Annotated in this window: 28 protein-coding genes and 2 tRNA genes; 10 read left to right on the top strand and 20 right to left on the bottom strand. The window is 65.5% G+C overall.

From position 1 onward, the window contains the following. Positions 1–7 precede the first annotated feature (7 nt). Positions 8–232, top strand: coding sequence for a hypothetical protein (locus BKH33_RS10430; protein ID WP_076066660.1), 225 nt, complete (start codon positions 8–10; stop codon positions 230–232). A 6-nt stretch (positions 233–238) separates the two neighbouring features. Here BKH33_RS10430 and BKH33_RS13895 read toward each other — a convergent pair whose 3' ends face one another. Beyond that, entirely contained in the window at positions 239–397 is a 159-nt protein-coding gene (locus BKH33_RS13895) for a hypothetical protein (RefSeq protein WP_003783572.1), read from the bottom strand. Further along, positions 397–1,170, bottom strand: coding sequence for a class E sortase (locus BKH33_RS10425; RefSeq protein ID WP_003783709.1), 774 nt, complete (start codon positions 1,168–1,170; stop codon positions 397–399). Before BKH33_RS10425 ends, BKH33_RS13895 begins: the two co-directional genes overlap by 1 nt. A gap of 194 nt (positions 1,171–1,364) precedes the next feature. Here BKH33_RS10425 and BKH33_RS10420 point away from each other — a divergent pair, with 194 nt between their 5' ends. Beyond that, positions 1,365–1,856: a cell division protein CrgA gene (locus BKH33_RS10420; RefSeq protein ID WP_003783617.1), complete on the top strand. Its 492-nt coding sequence runs from the start codon at positions 1,365–1,367 to the stop codon at positions 1,854–1,856. Positions 1,857–2,142: 286 nt separating this feature from the next. Here BKH33_RS10420 and BKH33_RS10415 read toward each other — a convergent pair whose 3' ends face one another. Both BKH33_RS10415 and BKH33_RS10410 read right to left on the bottom strand, forming a co-directional pair. Beyond that, positions 2,143–3,000, bottom strand: coding sequence for a rhomboid family intramembrane serine protease (locus tag BKH33_RS10415; RefSeq protein WP_003783635.1), 858 nt, complete (start codon positions 2,998–3,000; stop codon positions 2,143–2,145). Between the two features lie 142 nt (positions 3,001–3,142). Continuing rightward, positions 3,143–3,664 (bottom strand): peptidylprolyl isomerase, encoded by a 522-nt coding sequence (locus BKH33_RS10410; protein ID WP_043539440.1) that lies wholly within the window; start codon positions 3,662–3,664, stop codon positions 3,143–3,145. Positions 3,665–3,840: 176 nt separating this feature from the next. On the opposite strand from BKH33_RS10410, the gene BKH33_RS10405 reads away from it, so the two are divergent. Both BKH33_RS10405 and BKH33_RS10400 read left to right on the top strand, forming a co-directional pair. Next, on the top strand, positions 3,841–4,386 hold the full coding sequence (locus BKH33_RS10405; RefSeq protein ID WP_076066657.1) for a hypothetical protein: 546 nt from the start codon (positions 3,841–3,843) through the stop codon (positions 4,384–4,386). A gap of 122 nt (positions 4,387–4,508) precedes the next feature. After that, a complete protein-coding gene (locus BKH33_RS10400) occupies positions 4,509–5,363 on the top strand; it encodes an aldo/keto reductase (protein ID WP_003783770.1) in 855 nt (284 codons plus the stop codon). Positions 5,364–5,399: 36 nt separating this feature from the next. Here the strand turns inward: BKH33_RS10400 and BKH33_RS10395 are convergent, their stop codons facing one another. Continuing rightward, positions 5,400–6,158 (bottom strand): Rossmann-like domain-containing protein, encoded by a 759-nt coding sequence (locus BKH33_RS10395; protein WP_003783582.1) that lies wholly within the window; start codon positions 6,156–6,158, stop codon positions 5,400–5,402. 549 nt (positions 6,159–6,707) lie between these two features. Here BKH33_RS10395 and BKH33_RS10390 point away from each other — a divergent pair. From BKH33_RS10390 to BKH33_RS10370, 5 genes are all read left to right on the top strand, one after another. Then, positions 6,708–9,344 (top strand): CshA/CshB family fibrillar adhesin-related protein, encoded by a 2,637-nt coding sequence (locus tag BKH33_RS10390; RefSeq protein ID WP_003783624.1) that lies wholly within the window; start codon positions 6,708–6,710, stop codon positions 9,342–9,344. Between the two features lie 139 nt (positions 9,345–9,483). Then, positions 9,484–10,026: a helix-turn-helix domain-containing protein gene (locus tag BKH33_RS10385; RefSeq protein WP_003783555.1), complete on the top strand. Its 543-nt coding sequence runs from the start codon at positions 9,484–9,486 to the stop codon at positions 10,024–10,026. Positions 10,027–10,078: 52 nt separating this feature from the next. After that, a complete protein-coding gene (locus BKH33_RS10380) occupies positions 10,079–10,300 on the top strand; it encodes a PLD nuclease N-terminal domain-containing protein (RefSeq protein WP_003783714.1) in 222 nt (73 codons plus the stop codon). After that, positions 10,300–11,214, top strand: coding sequence for an ABC transporter ATP-binding protein (locus BKH33_RS10375; protein ID WP_043539442.1), 915 nt, complete (start codon positions 10,300–10,302; stop codon positions 11,212–11,214). Before BKH33_RS10380 ends, BKH33_RS10375 begins: the two co-directional genes overlap by 1 nt. Next, positions 11,214–12,002 carry a hypothetical protein gene (locus tag BKH33_RS10370; RefSeq protein WP_003783537.1) on the top strand — a complete coding sequence of 263 codons (789 nt, stop codon included), beginning with the start codon at positions 11,214–11,216 and terminating at the stop codon, positions 12,000–12,002. Before BKH33_RS10375 ends, BKH33_RS10370 begins: the two co-directional genes overlap by 1 nt. Positions 12,003–12,089: 87 nt before the next feature. Here the strand turns inward: BKH33_RS10370 and BKH33_RS10365 are convergent, their stop codons facing one another. From BKH33_RS10365 to BKH33_RS10335, 7 genes are all read right to left on the bottom strand, one after another. Further along, positions 12,090–12,938, bottom strand: coding sequence for an AraC family transcriptional regulator (locus BKH33_RS10365; protein ID WP_003783776.1), 849 nt, complete (start codon positions 12,936–12,938; stop codon positions 12,090–12,092). Next, on the bottom strand, positions 12,935–13,384 hold the full coding sequence (locus BKH33_RS10360; protein ID WP_043539461.1) for a GyrI-like domain-containing protein: 450 nt from the start codon (positions 13,382–13,384) through the stop codon (positions 12,935–12,937). The genes BKH33_RS10365 and BKH33_RS10360 overlap by 4 nt, the downstream gene beginning before the upstream one ends. 63 nt (positions 13,385–13,447) lie before the next feature. Continuing rightward, positions 13,448–14,419, bottom strand: a complete 972-nt coding sequence (locus tag BKH33_RS10355) for a quinone oxidoreductase family protein (RefSeq protein WP_003783750.1) — start codon at positions 14,417–14,419, stop codon at positions 13,448–13,450. A gap of 403 nt (positions 14,420–14,822) precedes the next feature. Then, positions 14,823–15,323 carry a MarR family winged helix-turn-helix transcriptional regulator gene (locus tag BKH33_RS10350; RefSeq protein WP_003783728.1) on the bottom strand — a complete coding sequence of 167 codons (501 nt, stop codon included), beginning with the start codon at positions 15,321–15,323 and terminating at the stop codon, positions 14,823–14,825. 1 nt (position 15,324) lies between these two features. Then, positions 15,325–15,528, bottom strand: coding sequence for a helix-turn-helix transcriptional regulator (locus BKH33_RS10345; RefSeq protein WP_043539463.1), 204 nt, complete (start codon positions 15,526–15,528; stop codon positions 15,325–15,327). Then, positions 15,525–15,914, bottom strand: coding sequence for a hypothetical protein (locus BKH33_RS10340; protein WP_003783674.1), 390 nt, complete (start codon positions 15,912–15,914; stop codon positions 15,525–15,527). Before BKH33_RS10340 ends, BKH33_RS10345 begins: the two co-directional genes overlap by 4 nt. 109 nt (positions 15,915–16,023) lie before the next feature. Continuing rightward, positions 16,024–16,542, bottom strand: coding sequence for an HXXEE domain-containing protein (locus BKH33_RS10335; protein WP_003783614.1), 519 nt, complete (start codon positions 16,540–16,542; stop codon positions 16,024–16,026). Positions 16,543–16,649: 107 nt separating this feature from the next. Here BKH33_RS10335 and BKH33_RS10330 point away from each other — a divergent pair, with 107 nt between their 5' ends. After that, positions 16,650–17,279: a TetR/AcrR family transcriptional regulator gene (locus tag BKH33_RS10330; RefSeq protein WP_043539465.1), complete on the top strand. Its 630-nt coding sequence runs from the start codon at positions 16,650–16,652 to the stop codon at positions 17,277–17,279. Positions 17,280–17,345: 66 nt separating this feature from the next. Here BKH33_RS10330 and BKH33_RS10325 read toward each other — a convergent pair. The 8 genes from BKH33_RS10325 to recF all read right to left on the bottom strand — a co-directional run bounded on the left by BKH33_RS10325 (position 17,346) and on the right by recF (position 25,272). Beyond that, a tRNA-Ala gene (locus tag BKH33_RS10325) sits at positions 17,346–17,421 on the bottom strand. 32 nt (positions 17,422–17,453) lie between these two features. Then, on the bottom strand, positions 17,454–17,588 hold the full coding sequence (locus BKH33_RS14165) for a DLW-39 family protein (RefSeq protein ID WP_216095240.1): 135 nt from the start codon (positions 17,586–17,588) through the stop codon (positions 17,454–17,456). A gap of 30 nt (positions 17,589–17,618) precedes the next feature. Beyond that, positions 17,619–17,692 (bottom strand) — tRNA-Ile (locus BKH33_RS10320). A gap of 49 nt (positions 17,693–17,741) precedes the next feature. Next, positions 17,742–18,239, bottom strand: coding sequence for a DUF3566 domain-containing protein (locus BKH33_RS10315; RefSeq protein ID WP_003783541.1), 498 nt, complete (start codon positions 18,237–18,239; stop codon positions 17,742–17,744). Next, positions 18,236–20,917 carry a DNA gyrase subunit A gene (gene gyrA, locus BKH33_RS10310; RefSeq protein WP_003783784.1) on the bottom strand — a complete coding sequence of 894 codons (2,682 nt, stop codon included), beginning with the start codon at positions 20,915–20,917 and terminating at the stop codon, positions 18,236–18,238. Before gyrA ends, BKH33_RS10315 begins: the two co-directional genes overlap by 4 nt. 68 nt (positions 20,918–20,985) lie before the next feature. Beyond that, positions 20,986–23,013: a DNA topoisomerase (ATP-hydrolyzing) subunit B gene (gyrB, locus tag BKH33_RS10305; protein ID WP_003783681.1), complete on the bottom strand. Its 2,028-nt coding sequence runs from the start codon at positions 23,011–23,013 to the stop codon at positions 20,986–20,988. Positions 23,014–23,330: 317 nt separating this feature from the next. Continuing rightward, positions 23,331–24,062 carry a DciA family protein gene (locus BKH33_RS10300; RefSeq protein WP_003783759.1) on the bottom strand — a complete coding sequence of 244 codons (732 nt, stop codon included), beginning with the start codon at positions 24,060–24,062 and terminating at the stop codon, positions 23,331–23,333. Further along, a complete protein-coding gene (recF, locus tag BKH33_RS10295) occupies positions 24,055–25,272 on the bottom strand; it encodes a DNA replication/repair protein RecF (RefSeq protein ID WP_076142731.1) in 1,218 nt (405 codons plus the stop codon). Before recF ends, BKH33_RS10300 begins: the two co-directional genes overlap by 8 nt. Between the last annotated feature and the right edge of the window lie 9 nt (positions 25,273–25,281).

The raw sequence follows: 25,281 nt of genomic DNA, 5'->3' as shown, positions 1-25,281 counted from the left end.
TCCACGCGTGGGGGGGCAGGATTCCTGTCCCCCCATTGCCGCCGCAGTACTCCAGCTCACCCCGCAGCGGTCACTCCTCAATGCCGAGACCTTCGGCGAGGCCTTCGGGCTGCTGCTCGAGTCGTCATGCCTCCACGATCTGCGGGTCTACGGCGGAGCGCTGGGAGGAAGCATCTTCCACACGGCAACGGGTCGCGACCACTCTCAGGCGGTCGCGACCCGTGAGGCCTGAGGGGCGTCAGCCGACGTCGGCGTTGCCGGAGAGGTGCCAGGTGGCGTTGGCCCAGGGGAAGACGTACTGCATGAGCACGTAGACGACCCCGGCGATGAGGATCAGCGCCTCGATGGCCCTGAGCCAGGCCGGCCCGGGCAGGTGGCGCCAGATGAAGCCGTACATCAGTTGACCCCCGGATCATTGAGCACAGAGGCCGGCCTTCCCTCGGCGCGGTCCATCCAGTACTCGAACTTCGCGTGAACGATCCAACGCTGGTCGTTACCGAACTCGCCGGCGGTCGAGCCGTGACAGGTGGTCAAGGTAATGTACCGCTCGGTTGGTTGCGCGTCGGGCTGGTTCGGAACCGGGGCGATGACCGATACCTGTTCGGGCTGGACGATCTCATGGCCGGTCACTCGGAACACGTACCAGGTTTTGGCGGTGGAGACGACGATCTCGTCGCCCTCCTGGAGCAGGTCGATGCGGCGGAAGGAGTTGCCATACGTGCGGCGGTGTCCGGCGATCGAGAAATTGCCGAGCTCCCCGAGCTGCTGGGTTTCGGGGTAGTGACCCGCGGCCGCCTGGTCCAGGACGTCGGAGCCGGTGCCCTCGAGGATGGGCATGTTGTTGTTGGTAACGCCGTACCACTTGGGAACGACGAGCATCCCGATGGTCTCGCCGTAGCCGACCTTCTCCACCGCAGGAGGAGCGTCGTAGTGCTTGGTGCCTTCGGTCTTCGGGGAGTCGACCTGCTTCTCGTGGAACTGGGTCGCAACGGCCTGAGCACTTGCGTTGGCATCGATACCGGTCCACCACAGCTGCCAGACGAGGAACAGCGCGACGACGAGGCCGGCGGTGATGAGCAGCTCACCGATCCCGGTCAAGGTGCCATTGAAGATTCGTACAGCACGGCTCTGACCGGGCGCGCGATGTCGCACAAGCCCTCCTCCTGCCATCGCCCCTCCTCAAGATCGAGACATCATCGGATTAGCCGCCAGTCTATGGTGACAGACCCCGCCCGTGACCAGCCGGGAGTGGTGGACGTATCACAGAGCACACCGTGAGGAAGCTTCACTGCATGTCCTAGGCTAGGCCCGGATGTATTGCGGTGGCCTCACACCACCAGCCCCAACCAGTAAGGAGACCCAGGGTGGCCTTGGAGAAGAAGTCCACAAAGGACGACGCCGACAAGAGCTCGGAGAAGGTCTCGAAGAAGAGCGCCGGCAAGAACAGCTCCGAGAAGAAGAACACCGAGAAGAGCTCCGACACGGCTAAGAAGTCCACGAAGAAGGACAAGGACGCGAAGAAGAGCTCGTCGTCGAAGAAGCACCCTGAGCGCTCCGGCAACCCCGCCAAGGCGGCCAAGGCTCTTGAGGAGGAGTCGCGCGCCGCGGCGAACCGGGTCTCCCGAACACCCACCAAGGTCAAGGACACCGCCTCACCGCGTTGGTACGCCCCCACGATGGTGACGCTCATGGTCATCGGGCTGCTGTGGGTGGTCACCACCTACCTGTTCAACGGTCAGTACCCGCTGCCGTACTTCACCAAGCACCACGCCACCGACTGGCTGCTCAACGGCAACCTCTACATCGGCTTCCTCATCATGATGTCGGGCTTCCTCGGCCTGTTGCGCTGGAAGTAGCGCTCCGAGCGGTCCACGCCGCTCAACAGAGAGCCTCAAGGCCCCCGAGCTGGTGCTCGGGGGCCTTCGCGTACGCATTCGCGCCCCAGGGGTGCGGACTCCACAGAGATCCTGTGGATCAGTGGACAGCCTCGTCCCCACAACCCACCCCGACTTTCCCCATGTGTGGACACACCTGTGGATAACTACACCCTTGTGTTTCCACATCTGTGTCCCCAGGTGTGGATGGATGACAGCGCTGTTCTTTCAAGGGTGTCATTCGGGTCCTTGGCACCCTGCAGACATCTCAGGCGATGAGGGCCCGTACGACGTTGAGCCCTACGAGCAACACCAGGACCGCTGCGGTTCCAGCGATCCCCACGGACTGCCGCTTCCCACGGGGGGCCCAGGCATAGATCGCCGCAACGATTCCCCCGACGATGAGCCCGCCAAGGTGCCCTTGCCAGGAGATGTTGGCGCCGAGGAAGGAGACAACGCCGTTGATCACCAGCAGCGCCACGATGCCTGAGGTGTCCCGCCCGAAGCGCCGCTGCACCACGAACATGGTGGAGAACAGGCCGAAGACCGCACCAGAGGCGCCAACAGTCAGGGTGGTCCAAGCCTCGGTCTCCGGCCAGGAGAGCCAGTAGATCGCCGTCGAGCCACCTAGGGCGCTGAGCAGGTAGACGGCGGTGAAGCGCCACCGTCCCAGCACCGGCTCAAGAGCACCGCCCAGTACCCACAATGCCCACATGTTGAAGCCGAGGTGCATGTAGTTCGCGTGAAGGAATGCGGTCGTCAGGAACCGCCAGGGCTCAGAGGCTGCTGCTGCCGGGAAGAAGCCCAGCATGACATCCAGGTTCTTATCACCTTGGCCGGGGACGAGGACCTGGAGGACGTAGACAACGACACACAGGCCGATGAGCACCTTGGTGACGATGGTGGTGCTGGATACAGCGGCACCACCCAGCAGCGTGCGCGCCTGGCGCCGACCGGCCTGCGACCGGCGCGCACAGTCCACGCAGTGCACACCCACGGTGCTGGGAACCTGACAGGTGGAGCAGGTGGGCCGTTCGCAGCGCTGGCAACGCACGTAGGCCACCGTGTCCGGGTGCCGGGGGCACACCGGCGGCGCCTGCTGGCTGAACGAGTTCGTTGAGGTCATCGGGTACTCCTGTGTGGCGGTGAGAACAGAGCTCGGTATGCGGTAACGAGTACAACGACGCCGCCGGGACGCGGGTCCCGGCGGCGTCACAGGGGCGAATCACACCTGGCGCTGGTGACTCGGCCTATTTCGGGCGATGTGGCTACTCGGTGACCTCCACCGAGGTGATGATGACGTCCTGGACAGGACGGTCACGCGGGTCGGTCTCAACGGCGGAGATCGCGTCGACGACGGCGCGGGAGGCCTCATCGGTAACGGCACCGAAGATCGTGTGCTTACCCTGAAGCCACTCGGTAGGCGCGGTGGTGATGAAGAACTGCGAGCCGTTGGTGCCCTTGCCCAGACGGCGGCCGGCATTGGCCATGGCCAGGACATAGGGAGCGGCGAAGGTCAACGAGGCATCGATCTCGTCATCGAAGACGTAGCCGGGACCGCCGGTGCCGGTGCCCAGCGGGTCACCGCCCTGGATCATGAAACCGGGGATGACGCGGTGGAAGATGACGTTGTCGTACAGGGGCGCGTGGGACTCTTCCCCGGTGCGAGGATCCGTCCAGGCCTTCTGACCAGTGGCCAGTCCCACGAAGTTGGAGACGGTCTCGGGTGCCTGCTCGGGGTAGAGCTCCAGGCGGATATCGCCGAGGTTGGTGTGAAGAGTCGCTTCCATAGGTGCCATGGTGGCACGCTCCCGCTCCTCTCGGCATGAACCCTGAGCGGTGTGCGGCACTGTTCACCCCAGGCAAAACGTCTGGACATCTTGTAGGCCCAATGGCCCGAGGGTGCGACCATTAGTGCACGTTGCACAACGACCGTCACTATCCGTATCCGACCTGGGAGGCGACCATGTCCTGCCTGACGAAGACATGCTGCGACAAGAAGCTCGACACTACTCATCTGCGCAAGGAGGCTGCCGCCTTCGCCGAGTCCGTCGTCGATCAGGCCGAGCGGGCCGCTCTGTGGGCGGCCCCGCACGTGAGCAAGGCCGCTGAGGAGGTGGGCCGCAGGGCCAAGGACGCACAGGAGCGTCTGGAGCCGGTGGTCCACGAGGCCCGCCATCGGGTTGTCGAGGACTACATTCCGCGTGCGCAGCGCGCCGCCGTGGCTGCCCAGGCCGCCGCGGGTAAGGACGGTACCCTGACAGAGCGCGCCCAGCGCGTGGCTGTTGCCGCAAAGTCCGCCGCATTGGAGGTTCCCGTGAAGAAGCAGAAGAAGCACCGCGTGCTCAAGACCCTGGGTTGGCTCGCCGTCGCCGGCGCGGCCGCTGCCGGCGCCTACGTCGTGTGGCGTCGTAGCCAGCCGGTCGAGGACCCGTGGGCCGAGGAGTACTGGGCCGACTCCACCGAGGAGGAGGGCGGCTACGGCATCAGCCCCGAGGACGCTCAGGCCTGACGACCACTCAGATCCGTCGACGACGGCGCCGTACCGGTTCCCGACCGGGCGGCGCCGTCGTCGTTCCGTCTTCGGCGCGATGTTCACCCACCCCTGCCGGACACCCTCGGTAGGCTGTGCCTATGAGCGCACTGTCCGTTCCCGCCAGCGCCCTGACCCGTGGAACCAATGGGGAGGAGGTGCTCATCCCCCAGCTGGGGCTGGGGACCTACAAGGTTCCCGATGACGAGGCCGAGCGCGTCGTCCACGACGCCCTGGAGGTGGGTTACCGACACATCGACACCGCCCAGATGTACGGCAACGAAGCGGGTGTGGGACGGGCGATCGCTGCCTGCGATCTGCCGCGCCGGGACCTATTCATCACTTCCAAGCTCAACAATCCCAACCATCGGCGCGACGACGCGCTGCGCAGCTTCGATGCCACCATGAAGGCGCTGAGGCTGGAGGTCCTCGACCTGTTCCTCGTCCACTGGCCCTTGGCGAACTCCGCGGGAATCGATCTGGTGGACACCTGGCGCACCATGATCGAGATCCTTCACAGCGGGCGGGTGCGAGCCATCGGGGTCTCCAACTACCAGCCCGAGCACCTGCACCGGATCGTGGAGGCCACAGGTGTGGTTCCGGCAGTCAACCAGATCGAGCTTCATCCCTGGTTGATCCAGTCAGAGCTGCGCTCCGTGCACGCACAGATGGGCATCGCCACGCAGTCCTGGTCGCCGTTGGGACGGGGCGGGCTGCTGACAGAGCCGACGATCGTAGAGGTCGCCGAGGCCCTGGGGACGAGCCCGGCCCAGGTCATCATCCGATGGCACCTGCAGAACGGTCTCGTCGTGATCCCCAAGTCGACCCATCGCGAGCGTATGGCCGCCAACGCCGACGTCTTCGGTATCACGCTCGACGACGCCCAGATGGCGGCTCTGAACGCCCTGGACCAGGGCCGGCGCACCGGCTCCCACCCCGATCAGATTCAGGTCTGAGCGAGGCAGCCCCGGATACCGGCGCCGAACCGCCGGTCAGGGCCGGTGGCGGTGGACGCGGAAGCCCGGCCCGATGTCACCAGCGGGAATCAGCTCGGCCAGGGCAGCCGGTTCGGACAGGGAGCGCGCCGCGACGAAACCGGTGATGGTGTCGACGCCCGCGTCGAAGAGCACGGGGTTGAGCGGCGTCGAAGGACCAACGAGGACGGTGTGCGCGTGTCGGGAGAGCTCGATGAGCCTGGGCGCGGTCTTGTTGACGAAGCTCGACGAGGAGATGAAGACGAGGTCGCACTCGGGCAGGACGTACTCGCAGGCACTGTCCGGCCAGTCACCGGGCTGAAGGTTGCGCTCGAGGCAGATGTACTCCCCGGCGGTCGCCAGGGCGGCCTCGGCGAAGGGGAAGTGACCGATGACCGCGACCTTCTTGCCGATAATCATCTCCCGGTAGGGGTCGAAGACCTGGCGCCAGGTGGTCCCCTCCCCAGTGGGCTCGAACCCGTTGGTAGCGGCCGTTTCCTCACGGGAGTACCAGGAGTTGATAGCAGCCTGTCCGATACTGGCCTCGGCGAGGTTCCAGGACTTCACCAGGGCAGCGACATCGCGCAGCGGGCGGTCCTCCAGCGGGCCCTCCGCAAGAGCCGGGCGGCTGCGGACATCCATGGTCCAGGCCGCGCCGACACCGCCGGCGGAGTTGAGAACACGGCTCCAACGGGGCCCCTGGCCGGCCGCCCGCACAACGATGTCGCCGGGCAGTCCGTCAAGAAGCGCGTCGTAGATCTCCCAGGGCTGTGACATGACCTCATCCTCCTGCACCACTTAGTAACTGAGCCTCACCTATCCTAAGCAGTCCCGTCCGACGGCGCAGCCCTTCGAGTCCGGCCGTCTCACGATTCCTCACGACATCGTGTCAGCAACGACAAACCCTCACTGGATTCTTCTTATGGAAACCACGTGCTTGCCTGCGTCGAGAGATCACCGAAGAATTACTTTCCGACCGATGACGTAGATATATTGATGACACTCAACCGTAATATTGATTGCTGTTGAGTTGCAGGGGTCTTGGCCAGAGTCTCCCTGGAATTCCCTGATGCTACCGTGTCAAGGCCCATGCCCCTAAGACTGAGGTACCGCTTCATGCTTCGCCGACTTTTTGTCCGCTCACGCCGGAGGGAACTGACGTCATCACGTCAACCAGCGCACCAGTCTCGTCAGAGACTGAGGAGTGGTGCCGCCATCTCGGCGCTGGCTCTGATAGCTGCCGCACTGGGCACGGCAACGCTTCCGGCACCCCCGGCCGAAGCCATTCACGGCAATCCTTCCGGGGGGTCAGGAAAATTCGTCCAAGTGATCGACTGGATCGACTGGACCGAAATGACCAACACCGTGGCAGGCAGAGGTGCGGCGATCCTTCCTGACGGAAGCACCGGCGTGGTCTGGTCGACTCCGACACAGATCTCCGGCAATATGTGGCGCACCAGTCGTTGCACCGTATCCAATGTGCGAACCACTGCCGTAGGGAGAAAAGAGTCGGGTCTACCCACGGATCGGGGCCTGAGTATCGGATACAAACCGGGTAGCTGGAGAGGAGATGGCCTGCCTCATCTTTATAACGACGGTACGAACTACACGGCCGGGGCTGTCAAAAGGCCCTACGTGACCTCATCCAACCTGCCCCTGGGTATTGCCAACCTGCAAGACTCCTCAACCCACCAGTTCCAGGTCGAATGCAGTTCCTACCTCGTCACCTCCACCTCCCAGCCCGCGAAGAGCCAGCTGGAACGTCTCCCCAATAAGGTCGAGATTCCCATGGAGGGCATGGTTTTCGCCGATGCGGAGTCCTCGAGCTGGCACAACCCGCACGGCCAGAAGGAGTACATCTCCGTTTCCCCAATTCCCTATATCCGCTCCCAAGACGTCTCCTACCGCCTACTGGAGACCGCCCGAACACCTGGGTGCAAGACGAGTTCCTGGGCGGGTAAGGTCACCGTCTCCACACCTGTTGGCAACAGGTCCGGCGTCAAGCTCCGCCCGGACAACGCCGAGTGCAGCTCGTTCTTCAACACGGGTTACGGACCCTCTTCGGTCATACTTCTGAGCAACACCCGCAGTGGCTACGTTGAGATCCACGGAGGCGGTAAGGGCGCCGTCGCCCTCGGCATCGTCTCCTACATGGACTACGGCGACGCACCTGAGAGCTATGGCGTCGCCGGCAGCGTGTTCCAGCCCGCATGGAACGGTGGGGAGCTGTCCGACACGGGACAGCTCAACATCGCCCGCGGCGAGACGCCGTACGAGGGCGACCCCGGCAATTGGTACAACCTGAGTCAGGCCGCGGATCAAGAGCACGTGGCCACTACCAATTCCGCAGTCGTGCGCCTGGGTGCCCTGACGGACCATAATGGCAGCGTCCTCCACACCACTGACGCCTTAGGCGACGATACTGACGACATCGATGACGAGGACGCTCTCCCTGACAATTGGGACCAAGTTATCTGGACCGATATTGGTAAGAAGTGGAGCCAACAGATCACCTGCTCGGGCCGGAGCACCAAGATCGCCGGCTGGATCGACTGGAACGGCGACGGCTCTTTCAGCTCCACCGAGCGCTCTGCGGTGACCTCCTGCTCCGACCAAGGCACCGCCACTTTGACCTGGACCGTCCCCCAGGACGCCAAGCGAAGCACCTTGACCGGCAACGGCGCAGCCACCTTCATGCGCCTGCGCATCACCGGCCCGTCGGCCAACGGTAAGGCGGCGGAGGATCCGAAGCCCACCGGTATCGCACTCAACGGTGAGGTCGAGGACCACCAGGTACAGGTCCAACTGCCTAACCTGACCATGGTCAAACAGGTGGACAACACCGCGGCCGGATCCCTGGGCCTGTCCGCCAATGACTGGACACTCACCGCCTCTCCCAAGAATGGTAAAACGGCCTCAGGAGCCGGCGGCTTCGACGCCGCTTACCTGCCCCAGGGCAAGACGGTTCTGTCCGAGTCCTCGTCGTCGCCCAAGTCCGCCGGGTACGAGGCCACCGTCACCTGCACACCGCACCCGAACTCCGATCTCCGGACTCCGGCGTCGACCATCGACACCGCCTCGAAGACCCTGGATCTCGCCATCGGCGAGTGGATGCAGTGCACGATGATCAACACGGCACTGCCGGGGCAGGTCGTCTGGAGCAAGGTCGACGAGGCCGGCAACCCCCTGGCAGGGGCCGTCTTCACGCTGGCCTCGGCATCACTGAACGACGGCCAGAAGGAGGTGGCCGACTGCGTCGTCACCGGCGGCAAGGCCACGTGCCCCAACGACTCGACGGACCAAGACCCTCGTGCCGGGTTCTTCAGAGTCTCCGGGCTGACCTGGGGCGAGTACTCCCTCACCGAGACCCAGGCGCCGACCGGCTACCACATCTCCGGGACAACACTGACCAAGACCCTGGACGGATCGGCACCCGCCGCCGGCAAGGACGACAAGACCCCCACTCTCAACCTCGGGCAGGTCACCAACACCCGGATCAAAGGATCGGCCACCTGGACCAAGACCGACGAACGGGGCAACGCCATCAAGGGAGCCCAGTGGTCACTGACCCCTCTCGACTCCAACGGCAGGCCCCTACCCGACCAGACCCGCACCATCACCGACTGCACAGGCACCTGCGCCCAGGGCGGCCTGGACACCGATACGAACCCCGGCGCCTTCAAGCTAGCGGACTTGGACCACGGCTCCTACCAGCTCATTGAGACCAAAGCGCCGACCGGCTACGTCCTCGACGCCACGCCTCGCACCATCACCATCTCCACTCAGGGCCAGGTCGTGGCGCTGGGCAACATCTCCAACCGCAAGTCGGCGGTTCCCGCCATCCCCTTCACCGGAGGGAGTGCGGCCGACACCTTCATCATCGCCGGAGGAACGGTACTGGGGATCACGGCACTGGGCATGATGATTCAGGCGTACCGACGCCGTCGAGCCGATATGGACTGACAAGAGACCAACGAGGGAGCGATCCTCCCAGCGGTCAAGCACGTCTGACGGGCTGTTGATGCTTCGGCATCGGCAGCCCGTCAGACGTTTCCACCTCCATCTGTTTTGTTTTCAATATCGATACTGATACTGTTTGGGCATGGCCTCCTCCGCACTGCTGCACCCGGTTCGTCTGCGCATCGTCCAGACTCTGCTCGCCGACGGCGACCTCACACCTCATCAGCTTCATGCACGCCTTGTCGACGTCCCCATCGCGACGCTCTATCGCCACGTCAACCACCTCGCCTCACACGGACTCATCGAGGTGGCCCAGGAGCAACAGGTCCGGGGGGCCAGCGAGAAGACCTATCGAGTCACCCCCGGAATGGCCAACCCGACCCCGGGGGACCTCGAATCCTTGAGCCGCGAGGAGCTCATGACGGTGTTCACGGTCTTCACCACCGGACTCATCGGCGACTTCGCCGCATACATCCGCGATGGCGATCACCCCGATCTCACCGAGGACCGGGTGAACTTCACCCAGGCCAGCTTCTGGGCAACTCAGGCGGAGATCGATGCTTTTCTCAACACCGTCTCCCGGGCTCTGCAGGACCTGATGGGGAATCAGCCCGGAGACGATCGGCGGCGTCGGACGCTGACCACCGTCCTGATCCCACGGCCCGACGGCGAGCAGGACGCCTGACCGCCACCGACACCCTCCCCACTCATCCTCACCGAGAAAGCGAGCTGTCGCGATGAATACTGCTGATCATCCGGCTGTCTGGATCCCCCTCATCGTCCTGGTCACGATCGTGATCGTGGCGTGCCTGATCGATATCGTCAGGCGCCCCCGCGTGGAGAACCTGCCCAAGGCGGCCTGGGCTCTCATCGTGGTGCTCGTCATCCCCCTCGGAGCGGTCGCCTACCTGGCTCTGGGTCGGGGCAGGGGAACAACACTGAGCGACGGAGACCTGTGATGACACCCGGCATCGCCCTTCACGTCAGCCACCTGAGTCGGGTCTTCACCAACGGCGCCGGTATCCATGACATCTGCCTATCGGCACAGGACCGGTCGGTGACGGCCGTGATCGGGCCGAACGGCGCCGGCAAGACGGTTCTGTTCAGCGCGATCACGGGCCTGTGCCCGGCTGATGAGGGCGACGTCGAGGTCTCCACCGGCAGAACGGTGGCCTACTGCCCGGATGTTCCTCAGTTCGAGTCGTGGTTGACGGCAACCGAGATCGTGGAGACCTCCTTGGCACTATCGGACGCCTCCGGCGACATCGGCGTCTCCGAGGCGCTGGATCAGTGCGGGCTGACCCGTGTGGCCAAGCGGCGGGTCGCCGACTTCTCGAGAGGGATGCTGCAGCGCCTGGGGATCGCGGCGGCACTCGTTCTGGACCCGGGTCTACTGATCCTGGACGAACCCAACAGCGCCCTGGATCCTGTCGGCCGCGCCGACGTGCGCCGCCTCATCCAGGAGCAGAAGCGGTATCGATGCATTCTCCTGTCCAGCCACCTGCTCAGCGAGGTCGAGCAGCTGGCCGACCACGTCGTCGTCATCAGCGAGGGGCGCGTCATCTCCCAGGGCACGACGGCGGACCTCCTCACCTCGGGTCGTGAGCCCGCCTGGACCCTCAGGTTCCTTCACTCCTATGAGCCCGGTGAGCAGGCACGTCTGACGGCAAGACTGCATCGCGCGTTTCCCACTGGTTCCTTCACCACACCAACCAGGACGACGTGCCTGGTCCGGTTTCCGAGCCTCGAGATGGGGACGGCTCTGCTTCCCCAGGTCATGGAGCAGGTGGATGTCCCCATGCTCGAGGTGACGCTGACGGGCCGTGACCTCGACGCGTCCTTCGCCCACCTCGTCACCGGACAGGAGTTCTGATGTCTACCCCGCTTCGGCCGGCCGCGGCCTACCTCACCAGAGCCTCCATCACGAGCTCTCTCAAAGTCGAGCTGCGCCGGCTCACACGTTCCGGACTCGGACTCGGGGTGCTCGTGGCCTTCGCCTTCTTCGGCCTGTCCAGCCCGGTACTCTCGATCTACATGCCTGAGATCCTCGGTGCTGCTGCGAGCACCGATCAGCTGGCGATCTCGGCCTCCCAGGCCACACCGGCCGATGCCATCTCCCTGTTCAACCAATCCGCCATGCAGCTGGGTCTCATCGTGACGGTCGCGGTGGCGATCACCTCGATCGGTTGGGACACGCGCCCTGGATCCTCGATCTTCTACCGGACCCGGGTACACCGGTTGAGCACCGTCCTGCTCCCACGCCTCATCATCGACTGGCTCATCGCGCTGGCAACGTACTCGTGCGGCCTGCTGCTCGCCGTCGTTGTAACTGCCAGTGCGATCGGACGTCCACCTGCCGGAATGGTGATCAGGACATGGATGGCCTGCGGACTCTACATCGTCATGGCGATGAGTATCGGCCACCTGATCGCAGCAAGCCTGCGTCGGACGACGACGGCGATCGCCCTGACCACGCTCCTGGTCCTCGTCCTGCCGGTGATGAACCAGGTACCGGGAACGTCCCGTTGGGTTCCCACTGCGCTGCTCCTACCGACGGGGCTGCACGCGATGCCTGTGATTGCGGCCCTGGTCGTCACCGGACTGTGCGCCGTCGGAAGCGTCCTCATCGCCGGACGACAGACGCTCCGACGGGACGCCTAGCGGGACTCGTGGGCCAGGACGATCTTGATGGGCAGCAGACACCGAGGTGTCTGCCGCCCATCTGCGTGCCCCCTTGGTGCGGATGCCTCACAGGAGCGGCAGGAGGATATCGGTGACAGCGTGGACAGGCGGGGTAGTCGCCGGGTCGGTGAGGTACTCCTCGATGACCGGATGGTCTCGCGGCTCCTCACCCGAGCTCGGCAGCCACTGACCGTAGAGCCACAGGTAGGCGACATGCATCGAGGAGTAGGGGCCGACGTAGCGCATGATCGCGTACCGGCCGGCCGGCACCAATCTCTCTGCAAGGTCGTGGGGAATCCTCGTGCCGGGGTCGACGACGGTTCCAGCCGCCGAGCGCAGATCAGCCGGGGGAACGGCGTCGGGATCGTCCTCATAGATGGCAACCATCAGACTCCCAGAGCCCACACGGTCTCTGACTCGGCTGAATGCCCGGCCGATATCCATATAGGAACCACGGTGCTCGGATACGGCAAGTCGATAGCCGCAGCGCGCCTCCACGCGCACCGGCCATCCCGGTGCCTCTCTCACCGGCGACGTCAATCCCGAACCACAACTCATCATCGATGAGCCGCTTGACGCCGCGCGTCCGTCGTTGCGGAATCGGCTGGGAGTCGTCCCATAGGAGCGGAGAAAGGCTCGGCTGAACACCTCGGTGCCGGTGAACCCGGCTTTCCAGGCGATCCGCTCTACCGGCCACGAGGTCTCAGTGAGCATGGCGGCCGCTCGCTCCAGGCGGAGACGGCGTACGGTCTGAGCGGCGGTCTCCCCGCGCACCGCCCGGTAGATGCGGTGCCAGTGATAGCGGGAGAACCCGGAGACGTGCGCGAGAGTCTCCAGGCTGAGGTCGTCGTCGAGATGGGCGTAGATGTAGTCAGTGACGGCGTCGAGCTGGCGCTGGTACTGCTCGGCCCTCATACGTCCGAAAGAACCCCGATGGACAGGCGGGTCGAGCCGTCCGGCCCGTAGTACTCGTAGTCGGCGCGGTAGTCACGGGCCAGATCGGCACGTTCCCAGACGCCCACCCACGCCTGGTAGACACTCTCGGGACGGGCGTCGGCCACCGTGACGATCTCGCGAAGGGAGTTCGGGATCGTCACGGTCACCTGTCCAGGGGGAACCGAACCTCCGGCCTCGATGCGCCTGCCGATGACGAGGGTGTAGACGCCGTCGACATCGTCGCCGGGAGTCTCGTAGTCGGTATAGACCGCGTAGATGCCGGGGCCAACGCCGGGCTTCTCGGGTGCGAGGAGCCCGGCGTCGGCAGCGGCCCGCCAGTGAGGAGGAATGGTGCGGGCCGCCTCTCGGTTCGATGTCCGAAGAGGCAGTCCGACGACGTCGAAGGAGTCGATCGTTTCTCTCATGCGCACCATGATGCTCGCATGGCTCCCGGAGCTCACCGACGATTCTTGCGGACTTGGGGGCCGTCAGTCCTGAACGTGGGCCAGGACGATCTTGCCGGTGGTGGAGCCTGAGCGGACGGCGGCGACGGCCTGCGCGGCGTCCTGGATCGGAACCTGGTCGGTGACGTGGACGCTGAGCTCTCCGGAGGCCACGAGCTCCACCGCACGCCTCAGGTGGCGTCCGACGAGCGCGGGGTCTACCCGGCTGAACGCCCCGAGGTTGAAGCCGATGACACCGATGCCCCGCAGCCACAGCGACGTGGTGCTCACCTGCTGATCTTCCGCCTGGGAGGCGTCTCCCAACGCCAGGAGCCGTCCTCCCGTGCGCAGCAGGTCGAGGCTGCGCAGTCTGGCCGGGCCGGCCACCGGGTCGGCGATGACGTCGAACTGGGCGGGTTCGGCGTCGGCGAGGTCCTCGGTCAGCCAGGCCTCGTCATAGCCCAGGTCCAGGATCTCCTGGCGCTTGGCCTCGCTGCGGGTGATGCCGACGATGCGACTCGCTCCGAGCAGCCGGGCCACCTGACCCATCTGCGAACCGAGGCCGCCGGCGGCGGCATGGACCAGCACGCTCTCACCACGACGCAGGTGGGCGATCTCCTCCAGGGCGACGAGCGCCGTCGTCGAGTTGGCCGGAACTGCCGCGGCCAGGACCGGGTCCAAGCCCGCAGGCAGAGGCGTCACGAGCTCCGCGGGAGCCACGGCGACCTGCCCGTAGCCACCACCCCCGGTAATGGTCAGAGCGACAACGGCGTCCCCGACCCGGTAGCCATCCACCCCGTCGCCGAGGGCGCGAACACGGCCGCTCATCTCCAACCCGGGGGTCCAGGGCAGGTCGATGGGCACGAAGCCCTCGGCGAAGAGTGCCTCGACGTAGCCGACGCCGGCATGGTCCACATCCACCGCGATCTGGCCCGGCCCGGGCTCGGGAGTGGGGGCGTCCTGGTAGCGCAGTCCGGACGCGGGGCCGTCGAAGCTGACGATCTGCATGGCCTTCATGTGCAACACCTTTCTGTATCAGTCGTCAACACCGTATCAGATATCTTATACTAGACAAGGGGCGGCCCACCGATCGACGGCTGCCAGCAACCAGGTGAGCACCATCAGGAGCCATAACAGGACCAGGAATGTCCAAATCGGTGACAAAGGCGTGGATCGTCGCCGTCGAGACGGAGTGAAACCGCATGATTCCAAGGTTCTCGTTCATACGGCCTGGAGACCTTCGGTCCTTTGTCACCGATTTGGACATCACCGTGCCAATTTCCCCGAGAACCCGGCGTTGCCAACCCCATCCGCAGCCCAGACGCAGCAACACATCCAAAGGTTGAGAAGATGTGATGCCCCGCCTCACTCGCATGATCGTTACGGATCCGGGGCCGAGGATCCCGCTACCTGCTGGCCGCTACTCGGCCCTGAGATCGCCCCGCAGGACGGCGGTGACCCGCCCGAGCATCTCGGTGAGCTGCTCGCGCTCCTTGACAGTGAAGGCCTCGGCCATGCGTTGCTCAATGTCTCGCGCGGCTTCATCGGCACGGAGCAACAGGGTCTCACCCTCGGGCGTCAGTGAGGCGATGAGGACCTTGGCGTGGTCGGAGGAGGGGTGTCGGGTGACGAGTCGCTTCTGCTCCAGCTTGGCGATGACGGTGGCCATCGTCTGCGGGGTGACCGCGGCGGCCCTGGCCAGCTGGGCCGAGGACTGCTCGGGCACGTAGTACAGGGAGAGCATGGCGGCGTACTGGGCCACCGTGAGGCCGAAGCTCCTCAGGGCCTCCGTCTTAGCGGCCATCATGGCCTGCTCCGCCGCCTTGATGTGCAGACCCAGGCGCAGCCCGGTGTCCTCGGCGAGCTCGCGACGCCCTCGCCTCGGGGGCGGAATATCTACGATGCGGCTCACGGTGCTCATCCTAGGAGGACTCATCATCGGGGAAGAAGATCTCCTCGATGGTCAGGCCGAAAACGCGCGCGATGGTGAAGGCCAGGGGCAGGGAGGGGTCGTAGCGCCCGGCCTCCAGGGCGTTGACAGTCTGGCGGGAGACACCCAGCTCCTCGGCGAGCCGGGCCTGAGTCCAGCTGCGCTGGGCGCGCAGCACCTTGAGGTCATTCCTCACCGGTACCGCCAGGTAGACCACAGCATCCCGGCACCGAAGAAGAAGGCCCATATAGCACTGACCCATATGAGACTGGCATGGGGCGCCCCCACCTCCTCCATGAAGCCGTATGCCATCGAGACGATCACCGTTCCTGCTGCAGAGATGACGAGCGCATCCAGCATCTTGCGCGCCTGCATCTCGTCCAGCTCCTGCGACAATCTCATCATGGCCCACGCGCACACGGCGACGCCAACCATGGGAAGCAGCACGACGGCGAAGCGCCACGGGTTGTCTTCCAAGGATCGCGCCCACCGCAGGCCGGCCAGAACCCCGACGGAGTAGAGAACAGCACCGATGCCGAATCGGATGGAGTAGACGATACCCGCCTTACGCTCAATGGTCATGACTGCCTTCCGTCGATGGAGACAATGAAGCGGATCGATTGCCAGTCATCAGCCGGGTCAACCGTGGCCACAACCAGAACTATAAAGTGACCTTGTCATTCAGTCAAGTTTACTTTCCTACTCGACAGCATTTACCAGACCGCTGTTTCGTCACCAGATACGCACTGCCGAGCGCCGTGCCGGCAACGACCGGGAAGGCCGGGATCACCCATTGATGAGGACGCACCTCGACCCCATGGGCTCGCAACGTCCGTTTCGCTAAGATCCAGAAGGGAAGGACGACCGGCAACGCCGTCGCCGATCCCGGGGTGTAGCGCTGGGCAAGGGCTGCTGCGGCCAGGTGACTGAAGGTGTGCATGCCATAGCCGTAGAGCACCGCCTGATAGAAGGACGAGCGTCCACGGGTGCGGTAGCCCTCGATCGAGGCGGCTGCCATGAGGACACCCATCAGACCGATCCCGAGACGGACGTGCCCACGCGAGCAACCATGGCGCCGAATGTCCTCGGGCAGAAAGGGAATCGTGTCAAAGACCGGGTGCGTCCAGCCGGGCATCGTGGCCAGCTCCTCGATGTCGTGAGCCAACCACGAGAAGAACAGGCCCCCGGTCGCCAGTGAGACGGAGTCCATGTCATCACCTCCGGTTTCGATACCGATAGTTGCGCTACCAACAGTAGCGCTTCCTTGTCAGCTCTGCCAGACTTCCCGTCAGCATCGCGAGGAGAAGTGAAGTGCAGATGAGTGATCCTTCCGGAGAGAACCGCACAGGCGGACGTGGCGGACGTCCTCGAGACATCACCGTCGACCAGCGGATCCTTCAGGCCACCACGTCTTTGCTCGCCCAGAGGGGATTTCGGGGTCTGCGGGTTGATGACGTCGCCCGCAGCGCCGGCGTCCCGAAGTCGACGATCTACCGGAGATGGCCCTCACTGACGGATCTCGCCGTCGCCGCCGTCGATGACGCCCTGGGGGACCGGGAAACCGTTATCAGCGACGACCCACTCGACGACCTGGCCCAGATCGTCGTCCGTACACACACGCTGCTCATCAGCTCACCCCTGGCCGGCACCCTGGGGCAGCTGGCCCTCGACCTCGTCAACCGTCCCGAGACCGCCCGTCTTTACCGGGAACGAGTGATCAGCCCCCTGCGCGACGCCGCGATCGATGCCGTCCAGCGGGCTATCGAGCAAGCCTCCTGGGAAGGGCCGGACGCGGAGATGAGCGTGGACATGATGATCGGAACCGGCCTGTACCGGCACAACTACCTGGGGCATGTGCCAACACTGGAGGAGGCATTCGCGATAGCCGACACCGTTGCGGGTCGTCGGCTTCCTCGTCCCGATTCTTCTCCGAAACGACGGCGCTAAACATGTTCCCCGAGACCAACCATTACCAATGGGTCGTCTCGGGGAACGGAGAATATGAGGAGTAGGTGGTGGAGCCAACGGGACTCGAACCCGTAACCCCCTGCTTGCAAAGCAGGTGCGCTACCAATTGCGCCATGGCCCCTTTCGGGAGCGATCATCTGATCGCGTCGGTTCTCAATCGACGGGATCAGTGACCTCAGCCCATGCGGCCCGCTCCATGCGAGCAGCCTCGAACCTGAGCCACGCGGTATAACCGGCTACGGCCAGGAACGAAAAGACCGCGGCTGATACGACTGCACGGTTCCTCATGAAACCTCCTCATCGTCTCACCGCGGACGGTGGGCCTAGCTGGACTCGAACCAGCGACCTCATCCTTATCAGGGATGCGCTCTAACCAACTGAGCTATAGGCCCTTGCGACCGGAGAAGATTAACCTACCCGGCCACGGGAGACCAAATCCGATCACTCGTCCGCAAGCGTGAGATGGATCCCACCAACAAGGGTGGCGGTGATATTGTAAAGAAAGGCGCCCAGCGTGGTCAGAGCCGTCACGAGCACCATATCCACCACGGCGATGATCGTGGAGACGGCCAGGGCTCGCGGCAGCTCCAGGTAGGCCACGATCGCGGAGAAGGTGTTGGAGCGCTCGCCGGCCACCGTCTTGACCAGGTCCTCGATGGTGGAGAAGACGTGCATGGCGTCCAGCATGAACCACACGACGGCCGTGGCCACGATGAGCATGATGCCGCCGGCGAAACTGAGCAGGAAGCTCGCCTTCATCACCGACCACGGGTCCACCCGAGTCAGAGCCAGGCGCACGCGGCGCGGCCCCGCGATGGTCTTCTTGCTCTTCTTGCTCTTACCGCCCGACGCGCTGCCAGAGGCATCCGCGCCACCCACGATGGATGCGGCACCTGCGGACTGCCCTCCGTCAGGGGACATGGAAACCGGCTGGCTCATGCTTCGACCTCACTCTCGTTGTCTTCCAACGCTACCGTGTCAGCCACTGAGTCTGCAGGAGAGTCGCCAGTCTCACCTTCCGGGGCCACGTCGTTCCTCACCTCGGCAGTGGAGTCCGCCGAGTCGGCGCTCGGAACGCTATCGGCGGCGTCGACCGCCTCCTCCATGTCCCGTTCGGTGTTGCGGGCCACCGCGATGATGCGGTCTCCGGCGTCGGGCTTGGCGAAAGTCACGCCCTGCGTGGTTCGTCCCGTGCGCGAGACCTCGACGACGGCGGAGCGGACCACCTTGCCCGAGGCCATGATGCACAGCACCTCGTCACCGGAGTCGGTCACCAGCGCGCCCACGAGGTTGCCTCGTGCCTCCACGAGGTTGGCGACCTTGACGCCCAGTCCGCCGCGGCCCTTGACGGGATAGTCGACGACATTGGTGCGCTTGGCATAGCCGCCCTCGGTGACGACGAACAGATCGGCGTCCTGCCAGGAGGGGTCGACGACGTCCATGGCCAGCAGGTAGTCGCCGGGGCGGAAGCGCATCCCGGTCACACCGCTGGTGGCCCGGCCCGTGGGGCGCAGGGTGTCGTCATCGGCGTGGAAGCGCAGCGACTGCCCTCCGTGGGAGACCAGGAGAAGGTCCTGTCCCTTGCTCATAAGCCTGGCGGAGACGAGCTCGTCGTAGTTGCCGTCCTCGTCCTGGCGCAGGTTGATCGCGATGACACCACCGGAGCGGTTGGAGTTGTACTCGCTCAGGCGCGTCTTCTTCACCAGGCCACGGCGGGTGGCCAGGACCAGGAAGTCGGCCTGGTCGTAGTCCTGAAGCTCCATGACCTGGGCGATCTCCTCGCCGGGCTGGAAGGCCAGGAGATTGGCCACGTGCTGGCCCTTGGAGTCGCGCCCGCCCTCGGGCAGCTCATAGCCCTTGGCCCGGTAGACGCGGCCGTAGTTGGTGAAGAACAGCAGCCAGCGGTGAGTCGTCGTGACGAAGAAGTGGTCGACGACGTCGTCCTCACGCAGCGTGGCGCCGCGGATCCCCTTGCCGCCGCGGTGCTGGGAGCGGTAAGAGTCGGTGCGGGTGCGCTTGGCATAGCCGGAGCGGGTGATGGTGACGACCACGTCCTCCTCGGGGATGAGGTCCTCCATGCTCATCTCGCCGTCGAAGGGCACGATCCGGGTGCGGCGCTCGTCCCCGTACTTCTCAACGATCTCAGCGAGCTCATCGGAGACGATGCCCCGCTGACGCTCCGGGGAGGCGATGATCTCGCGCAGGTCCTTGACCCGGGCCCGCAGCTCCTCGGACTCCTGCTGGATCTTGAGGCGTTCCAAAGCGGCCAGGCGTCGCAGCTGGAGGGAGAGGATCGCCTCGGCCTGGGCCTCATCGACGTCCAGCAGCCCCATGAGGCCGGTGCGGGCCTCCTCGGTGGTCGGAGAGCGCCGGATGAGGGCGATGACCGCGTCGAGGGCATCGATCGCCTTGAGCAGGCCCTCGAGGATGTGGAGGCGCTCCTCGGCCTTGCGCAGGCGGAAGCGCGAGCGGCGCACGATGACGTCGATCTGGTGGGTGACCCAGTGACGCACGAACCCGTCCAGGCTCAGGGTGCGAGGCACTCCGTCGACCAGGGCGAGCATGTTGGCCGGGAAGTTGTCCTGGAGCTGGGTGCGCTTGTAGAGGTTATTGAGGACCACCTTGGCGACGGCGTCGCGCTTGAGGACGATGACGAGCCGCTGACCGGTGCGTCCGGAGGTCTCGTCGCGAATGTCGGCGATACCGGTGACCTGACCGTCGCGCACGAGCTGGGCGATCTTGTCCGCCAGGTTGTCGGGGTTGACCTGGTAGGGCAACTCGGTGACCACAAGGCACTGGCGTCCCTGGATCTCCTCGACGTTGACCACGGCCCGCTGGGTGATGGAGCCGCGGCCCGTGCGGTAGGCGTCCTCAATACCCCGCCGGCCCAGGATGGTGGCACCGGTGGGGAAGTCGGGTCCGGGGATCCGCTCGATGAGGGCGTCGAGAAGCTCCTCACGCGAGGCGTCGGGGTGCTCGAGGTACCACTGGGCGCCGCGGGCGATCTCGCGCAGGTTGTGCGGCGGGATGCGGGTGGCCATGCCGACGGCGATTCCCTCGGAGCCGTTGACCAGGAGGTTGGGGAAGCGGGCCGGCAGAATGACCGGCTCCTGGTTCTTGCCGTCGTAGTTGTCCTGGAAGTCGACGCTGTCCTCGTCGATGTCCCGGAGCATCTCCATGGCCAGGGGCGCCATCTTGCACTCGGTGTACCGGGGGGCGGCGGGCCCCAGGTTGCCGGGCGTGCCGAAGTTCCCCTGACCGGCCACCAGCGGGTAGCGCATCGACCACCACTGGACCAGGCGGGCCAGGGCGTCGTAGATGGCGCTGTCTCCGTGGGGGTGGTAGTTACCCATCACCTCACCGACGACGCGGGAGGACTTGGAGAAGGAGGCGGTGGGGCGGTAGCCGCCGTCGTACATGGCGTACAGGACGCGGCGGTGGACCGGCTTGAGCCCGTCACGCACGTCCGGCAGGGCTCGGCCCACGATGACGCTCATCGCGTAGTCGAGGTAGGAGCGCTGCATCTCCATCTGGAGGTCGACCGGCTGGATGCGCTCGGAGGTGACGACGTCCGTCTGCCCCTCGTCGCCGGTGATCTCTTCAACTTCGTCGCTCACAGGATTCCTTCGTGTTCAGAGGATGTCGCCGGAAACAGGCCGGCGGTTCACGTACGGGTCGCGACCATTCAGATGTCCAGGAAGCGGACGTCGGAGGCGTTGCGCTGGATGAAGGAGCGCCGCTGCTCGACGTCGTCGCCCATGAGGATCGCGAAGGTCTCGTCGGCGTCGGCGGCCTCATCGAGCGTGACCTGCTTGAGGATGCGGGTCGTGGGGTCCATCGTGGTCTCCCACAGTTCGTGGTCGTTCATCTCGCCCAGACCCTTGTAGCGCTGGATCCCTCCGTCCTTGGGCAGACGGTGGCCCTTCTCCTGGCCGGCGGCCAGCAGCTTGTCACGCTCGGCGTCGGAGTATGCGAACTCGTGCTCGGCGTTGGACCACTTGAGCCGGTAGAGCGGCGGCATGGCGATGTAGGTGTGGCCGTGCTCGATGAGCGGACGCATGTAACGGAACAGGAGGGTCAGCAGGAGGGTGGCGATGTGCTGGCCGTCGACGTCGGCGTCGGCCATGATGACGATCTTGCCGTATCGCAGCTTGGTGATGTCGAAGTCCTCGCCGATGCCGGTGCCGAAGGCGGTGATGAGGCTGCGGATCGTGTCGGAGGACAGGGCCCGGTCCAGGCGCGCCTTCTCCACGTTGAGGATCTTGCCGCGGATCGGCATGATCGCCTGGTGCTCGGGGTCGCGGCCGCCGACAGCGGAGCCACCGGCCGAGTCACCCTCGACGATGAAGATCTCAGAGTCCGCGGCGTTCTTCGAGGAACAGTCCCGCAGCTTGCCGGGCATGGAGGCGGACTCCAGGACGCCCTTACGACGGGTGGCCTCGCGGGCCTTGCGGGCGGCCAGGCGCGCGGCGGCGGCCTGGGATGCCTTGGTGATGATGGCGCGGGCGTCGCTCGGGTGGGAGTCCAGCCAGTCACCGAACTGTCCGTAGACGGTCTGCTGGACGAAGGTGCGGGCCTCGGTGTTGCCGAGCTTGGTCTTGGTCTGGCCCTCGAACTGCGGCTCGGAGAGTTTGACGGAGATGACGGCCGTCAGACCCTCACGGATGTCGTCACCGGTGAGGTTGTCGTCGCGCTCCTTGAGCAGGCCCTTGTCCCGGGCGTACTTGTTGACCAGTGTGGTCAGCGCCGTGCGGAAGCCCTCCTCGTGGGTGCCGCCCTCGGTGGTGTTGATCGTGTTGGCGTAGGTATGGACCGACTCGGAGTAGGAGCTGGTCCACTGCATCGCGATCTCGAGGCTGATGGAGTGGGTCTCGCCCAGGGTCTGCTCGGCCTCGAAGTCGATGATCTCGGGGTGGATGAGCTCGGCCTTCTTGGACTTGTTGAGGAAGGCGACGTAGTCGCTCAGGCCGTGCTCGTAGCAGTAGGAGTCAGTGCGGAAACCGACCTCGGGGGCATCGGGGGCGGAGTCGTCACCAGTGATCTCGTCGCCGGCGTCCTGAACGCCGACGCGCTCGTCGGTCAGGGTGATGCGCAGTCCCTTGTTGAGGAAGGCCATCTGCTGGAACCGACGCCGCAGCGTCTCGTAGTCGAAGTCGACCGTCTCGAAGATGCTCGGGTCCGGGTAGAAGGTCTGGGTGGTGCCGGTGAACTCGGTGGACTCACCCTTGACGAGCTCGGTGATGGGGCGGCCGCCGTCGGCGAAGGACATACGCCATACGAATCCCTGGCGGCGGACCTCGGTGTCCACCCGAGTGGACAGGGCGTTGACCACGGAGATGCCCACGCCGTGCAGACCGCCGGAGACCGCGTAGCCACCACCACCGAACTTGCCTCCGGCGTGCAGGATCGTCATGACGACCTCGACGGTGGGCCGGTGCTCGGTGGGGTGCTCATCGACCGGGATGCCGCGCCCGTTGTCGCTGACGCGTACGCCGCCGTCGGCCAGGATGGTGATCTCAATGTGGTCGCAGTATCCGGCCAAGGCCTCGTCGACGGAGTTGTCGACAACCTCGTAGACGAGGTGGTGCAGGCCGCGCTCACCGGTGGAACCGATGTACATACCGGGGCGCTTCCGGACCGCTTCGAGCCCTTCGAGGACGGTGATGTCCGAGGCTCCGTAATCATGATTCACAGTGGCGTCCTGGTCAGACACGTGTCAGTTGCTCCTCAATCTGTGCGCATCGGGACCTCAGTGGTCCGATGTCTCCGTCCGAGCCCTTCACGCGACGATCCTGAGGAGGATCATGCGCACACGTAGGTGGGTACATCAGGACGGTCCTGGGCGCACCTGGGCGGTTTCACCGCATTCTAGCGTAGATGGATACTCAACCCGCTGTGCTGAGGGTCGCTGAGAGCGTGCCCGTGGTCACCTCTGTTACATGCAGATCACCGAACCGTGCGGTGTCTCGTGTCCGTCCCAGATCTTTCCGACGACGACGCCCGGCGACTGGTGCACTGGAGATGGTACCGCTAGCCGTATGTATCGCGTGGTCCGCGGGTTCCTCGCAGGCCGACGCCCCGACGCTTCCAGGACGGGCCGGCCGGTCCCAGGATCCGCAGCTCCACGCCATCACTGGTACTGACGCCCCCCGCCTGGCGCCCTCCGGGACCCGAGCGCAGGGCCTCGATGATCCGGGCCTCGATGGTCGGCTGAAGGAGCCGCAGCTGCTGGGCCCAGCTCGACGACGAGGCGCGGAGGGTGATGCGACCGGCCTCGAAGGACTCGATGGTGCAGTGCTCGGCGATCTGATCGCCCACAATGGCCTGCCACCGGGCGACGACGCCGGCCACCGCGAGCTTTCCGGCCCAACCGTTGTCGGCCACCATACGGCGCAGCTCCCGCTGACCAGTGCGGGGGTCGAAGGGGGTGGGGCCGGGCCGGTCTCGACCGCGTGCCAGCCCGGGGCCGCGATCGGCCAGGTCATCCGGGTTCTGTCCCAGTGCCCGGGCCAGCTCACGACGCTGGTCCCAGGGCGCCGTCTGCTCCGCACCACCGACTCCGTTGGAACCACCGGCCGGCTCACGCAGTCTGCGGGCCGGAACCCGGCTGTCTCCCTTCTCCCAGGCCTGAGCCCGCTGCCGGGTCAGTGCCCGCTGGGCCAGCACGTCGGGCAAGGGGCCGGGGGCCGTTCCGGATCCCCGACCGGATCCACCGTCCGCGCCGGTGGATCCTTCACCTGTGGGCCGGAGGCGCTCAGCCACGGGCGACCTCGCCGTCGGCCACCCGGTACCGGGCACCGGCGAGCTCATCGGGGACGTCGTCGTCGACGGCCGCGGTCAGCAGGACCTGCTGGGCCCCGGCGACCATGTGGGCCAGAGCGCGTCGGCGTTGCTCGTCAAGGGAGGCGAAGACGTCATCGAGGATGAGGACGGGCTCGCCGTCCCCGCCGTAGGCGTCGACGTCGGTGCGCAGCATGTCGTAGGAGGCCAGGCGCAGCGCCAGGGCCAGGGACCACTGCTCACCATGCGAGGCGAATCCGCGGGCGGGCAGGCCGGTGATGAACAGAGACAGGTCGTCGCGGTGCGCCCCGACGAGGTTCGCGCCGCGGTCGATCTCTCGGGCGTGGAGCTCGCCCATGGCGCTCTCCAGGCGTGTGGTGACGGCGGTCTCGTCCAGAAGCGTCTCCTCACCGGCGAGCCAGGCCGCCTCGTCATGAGGGTCGGGTTCCGGGATCCCCTCATGAGTCAACAGGCTCGAACGGTAGGCGAGCTGGGCGCGCGAACGCTCCCCGGAACTGCCCGAGACGGTCCCGTAGGCGGCGGCCACCCAGGGGCGCAGACGCCGCATGACATCGACCCGGGCAGCAATGAGCCGGGCGGCCGCAGTGGCGAGCTGGGCGTCCCAGACCTCCAGGGTGGAGAGCATCGAGGCAGTCGATGAGCGGGCGGCGCGCGCGGACTTCAGAAGGCTGGCGCGCTGGGCGAGGATCTTGTCGTGCTCGTTGCGCACCCCGGCCAGGCTCGGACGCAAGGTGACCACGAGGTCATCGAGGAACGCTCGGCGCACCCCCGGCTCTGCGCGCACCAGGGACAGATCCTCCGGAGCGAAGACAACAGCGCGCAGCACTCCGAGCAGGTCCCGAGGCCGGCAGCTGCCCCGGTTAAGGCGGGCCCGGTTCGCCTTGCCGGCGATGATCTCGATCTCCAGGACACTGGGTCTCTCACCGTGGACGGTCCGGGCGCGGACAACAGCGCCGGCCGGCTGGCTCTGTCCCGGCACCGCGCGTCGCACCAGGGCGGTGTCGGCCCCGATCCGGTGGGAGGAGAGCGTGGCCAGGTAGACGATCGCCTCGATCAGGTTGGTCTTGCCCTGCCCGTTGGAGCCGACGAAGGCGCTGGGACCGGGCTCCAAGGACAGAACGAGGTTGTGGTAGGAGCGGAAGTCGTCCAGGGAGAGGTCAGAGACGTACATGCACCGTTG

Source organism: Actinomyces naeslundii, assembly GCF_001956585.1.
GTDB lineage: Bacteria > Actinomycetota > Actinomycetes > Actinomycetales > Actinomycetaceae > Actinomyces > Actinomyces naeslundii.
The sequence above is the reverse complement of the archived record's forward strand: the minus strand, read 5'-3'. Positions and strand labels throughout refer to the sequence as shown.

Bases quoted from the DNA above. Each gene is read 5' to 3' on its own strand.
- BKH33_RS13895 (WP_003783572.1), bottom strand. From the start codon at position 397: ATGTACGGCTTCATCTGGCGCCACCTGCCCGGGCCGGCCTGGCTCAGG.
- BKH33_RS10425 (WP_003783709.1), bottom strand. From the start codon at position 1,170: ATGGCAGGAGGAGGGCTTGTGCGACATCGCGCGCCCGGTCAGAGCCGT.
- BKH33_RS10415 (WP_003783635.1), bottom strand. From the start codon at position 3,000: ATGACCTCAACGAACTCGTTCAGCCAGCAGGCGCCGCCGGTGTGCCCC.
- BKH33_RS10410 (WP_043539440.1), bottom strand. From the start codon at position 3,664: ATGGAAGCGACTCTTCACACCAACCTCGGCGATATCCGCCTGGAGCTC.
- BKH33_RS10405 (WP_076066657.1), top strand. From the start codon at position 3,841: ATGTCCTGCCTGACGAAGACATGCTGCGACAAGAAGCTCGACACTACT.
- BKH33_RS10400 (WP_003783770.1), top strand. From the start codon at position 4,509: ATGAGCGCACTGTCCGTTCCCGCCAGCGCCCTGACCCGTGGAACCAAT.
- BKH33_RS10395 (WP_003783582.1), bottom strand. From the start codon at position 6,158: ATGTCACAGCCCTGGGAGATCTACGACGCGCTTCTTGACGGACTGCCC.
- BKH33_RS10385 (WP_003783555.1), top strand. From the start codon at position 9,484: ATGGCCTCCTCCGCACTGCTGCACCCGGTTCGTCTGCGCATCGTCCAG.
- BKH33_RS10380 (WP_003783714.1), top strand. From the start codon at position 10,079: ATGAATACTGCTGATCATCCGGCTGTCTGGATCCCCCTCATCGTCCTG.
- BKH33_RS10375 (WP_043539442.1), top strand. From the start codon at position 10,300: ATGACACCCGGCATCGCCCTTCACGTCAGCCACCTGAGTCGGGTCTTC.
- BKH33_RS10370 (WP_003783537.1), top strand. From the start codon at position 11,214: ATGTCTACCCCGCTTCGGCCGGCCGCGGCCTACCTCACCAGAGCCTCC.
- BKH33_RS10365 (WP_003783776.1), bottom strand. From the start codon at position 12,938: ATGAGGGCCGAGCAGTACCAGCGCCAGCTCGACGCCGTCACTGACTAC.
- BKH33_RS10360 (WP_043539461.1), bottom strand. From the start codon at position 13,384: ATGAGAGAAACGATCGACTCCTTCGACGTCGTCGGACTGCCTCTTCGG.
- BKH33_RS10355 (WP_003783750.1), bottom strand. From the start codon at position 14,419: ATGAAGGCCATGCAGATCGTCAGCTTCGACGGCCCCGCGTCCGGACTG.
- BKH33_RS10350 (WP_003783728.1), bottom strand. From the start codon at position 15,323: ATGAGCACCGTGAGCCGCATCGTAGATATTCCGCCCCCGAGGCGAGGG.
- BKH33_RS10340 (WP_003783674.1), bottom strand. From the start codon at position 15,914: ATGACCATTGAGCGTAAGGCGGGTATCGTCTACTCCATCCGATTCGGC.
- BKH33_RS10335 (WP_003783614.1), bottom strand. From the start codon at position 16,542: ATGGACTCCGTCTCACTGGCGACCGGGGGCCTGTTCTTCTCGTGGTTG.
- BKH33_RS10330 (WP_043539465.1), top strand. From the start codon at position 16,650: ATGAGTGATCCTTCCGGAGAGAACCGCACAGGCGGACGTGGCGGACGT.
- BKH33_RS14165 (WP_216095240.1), bottom strand. From the start codon at position 17,588: ATGAGGAACCGTGCAGTCGTATCAGCCGCGGTCTTTTCGTTCCTGGCC.
- BKH33_RS10315 (WP_003783541.1), bottom strand. From the start codon at position 18,239: ATGAGCCAGCCGGTTTCCATGTCCCCTGACGGAGGGCAGTCCGCAGGT.
- recF (WP_076142731.1), bottom strand. From the start codon at position 25,272: ATGTACGTCTCTGACCTCTCCCTGGACGACTTCCGCTCCTACCACAAC.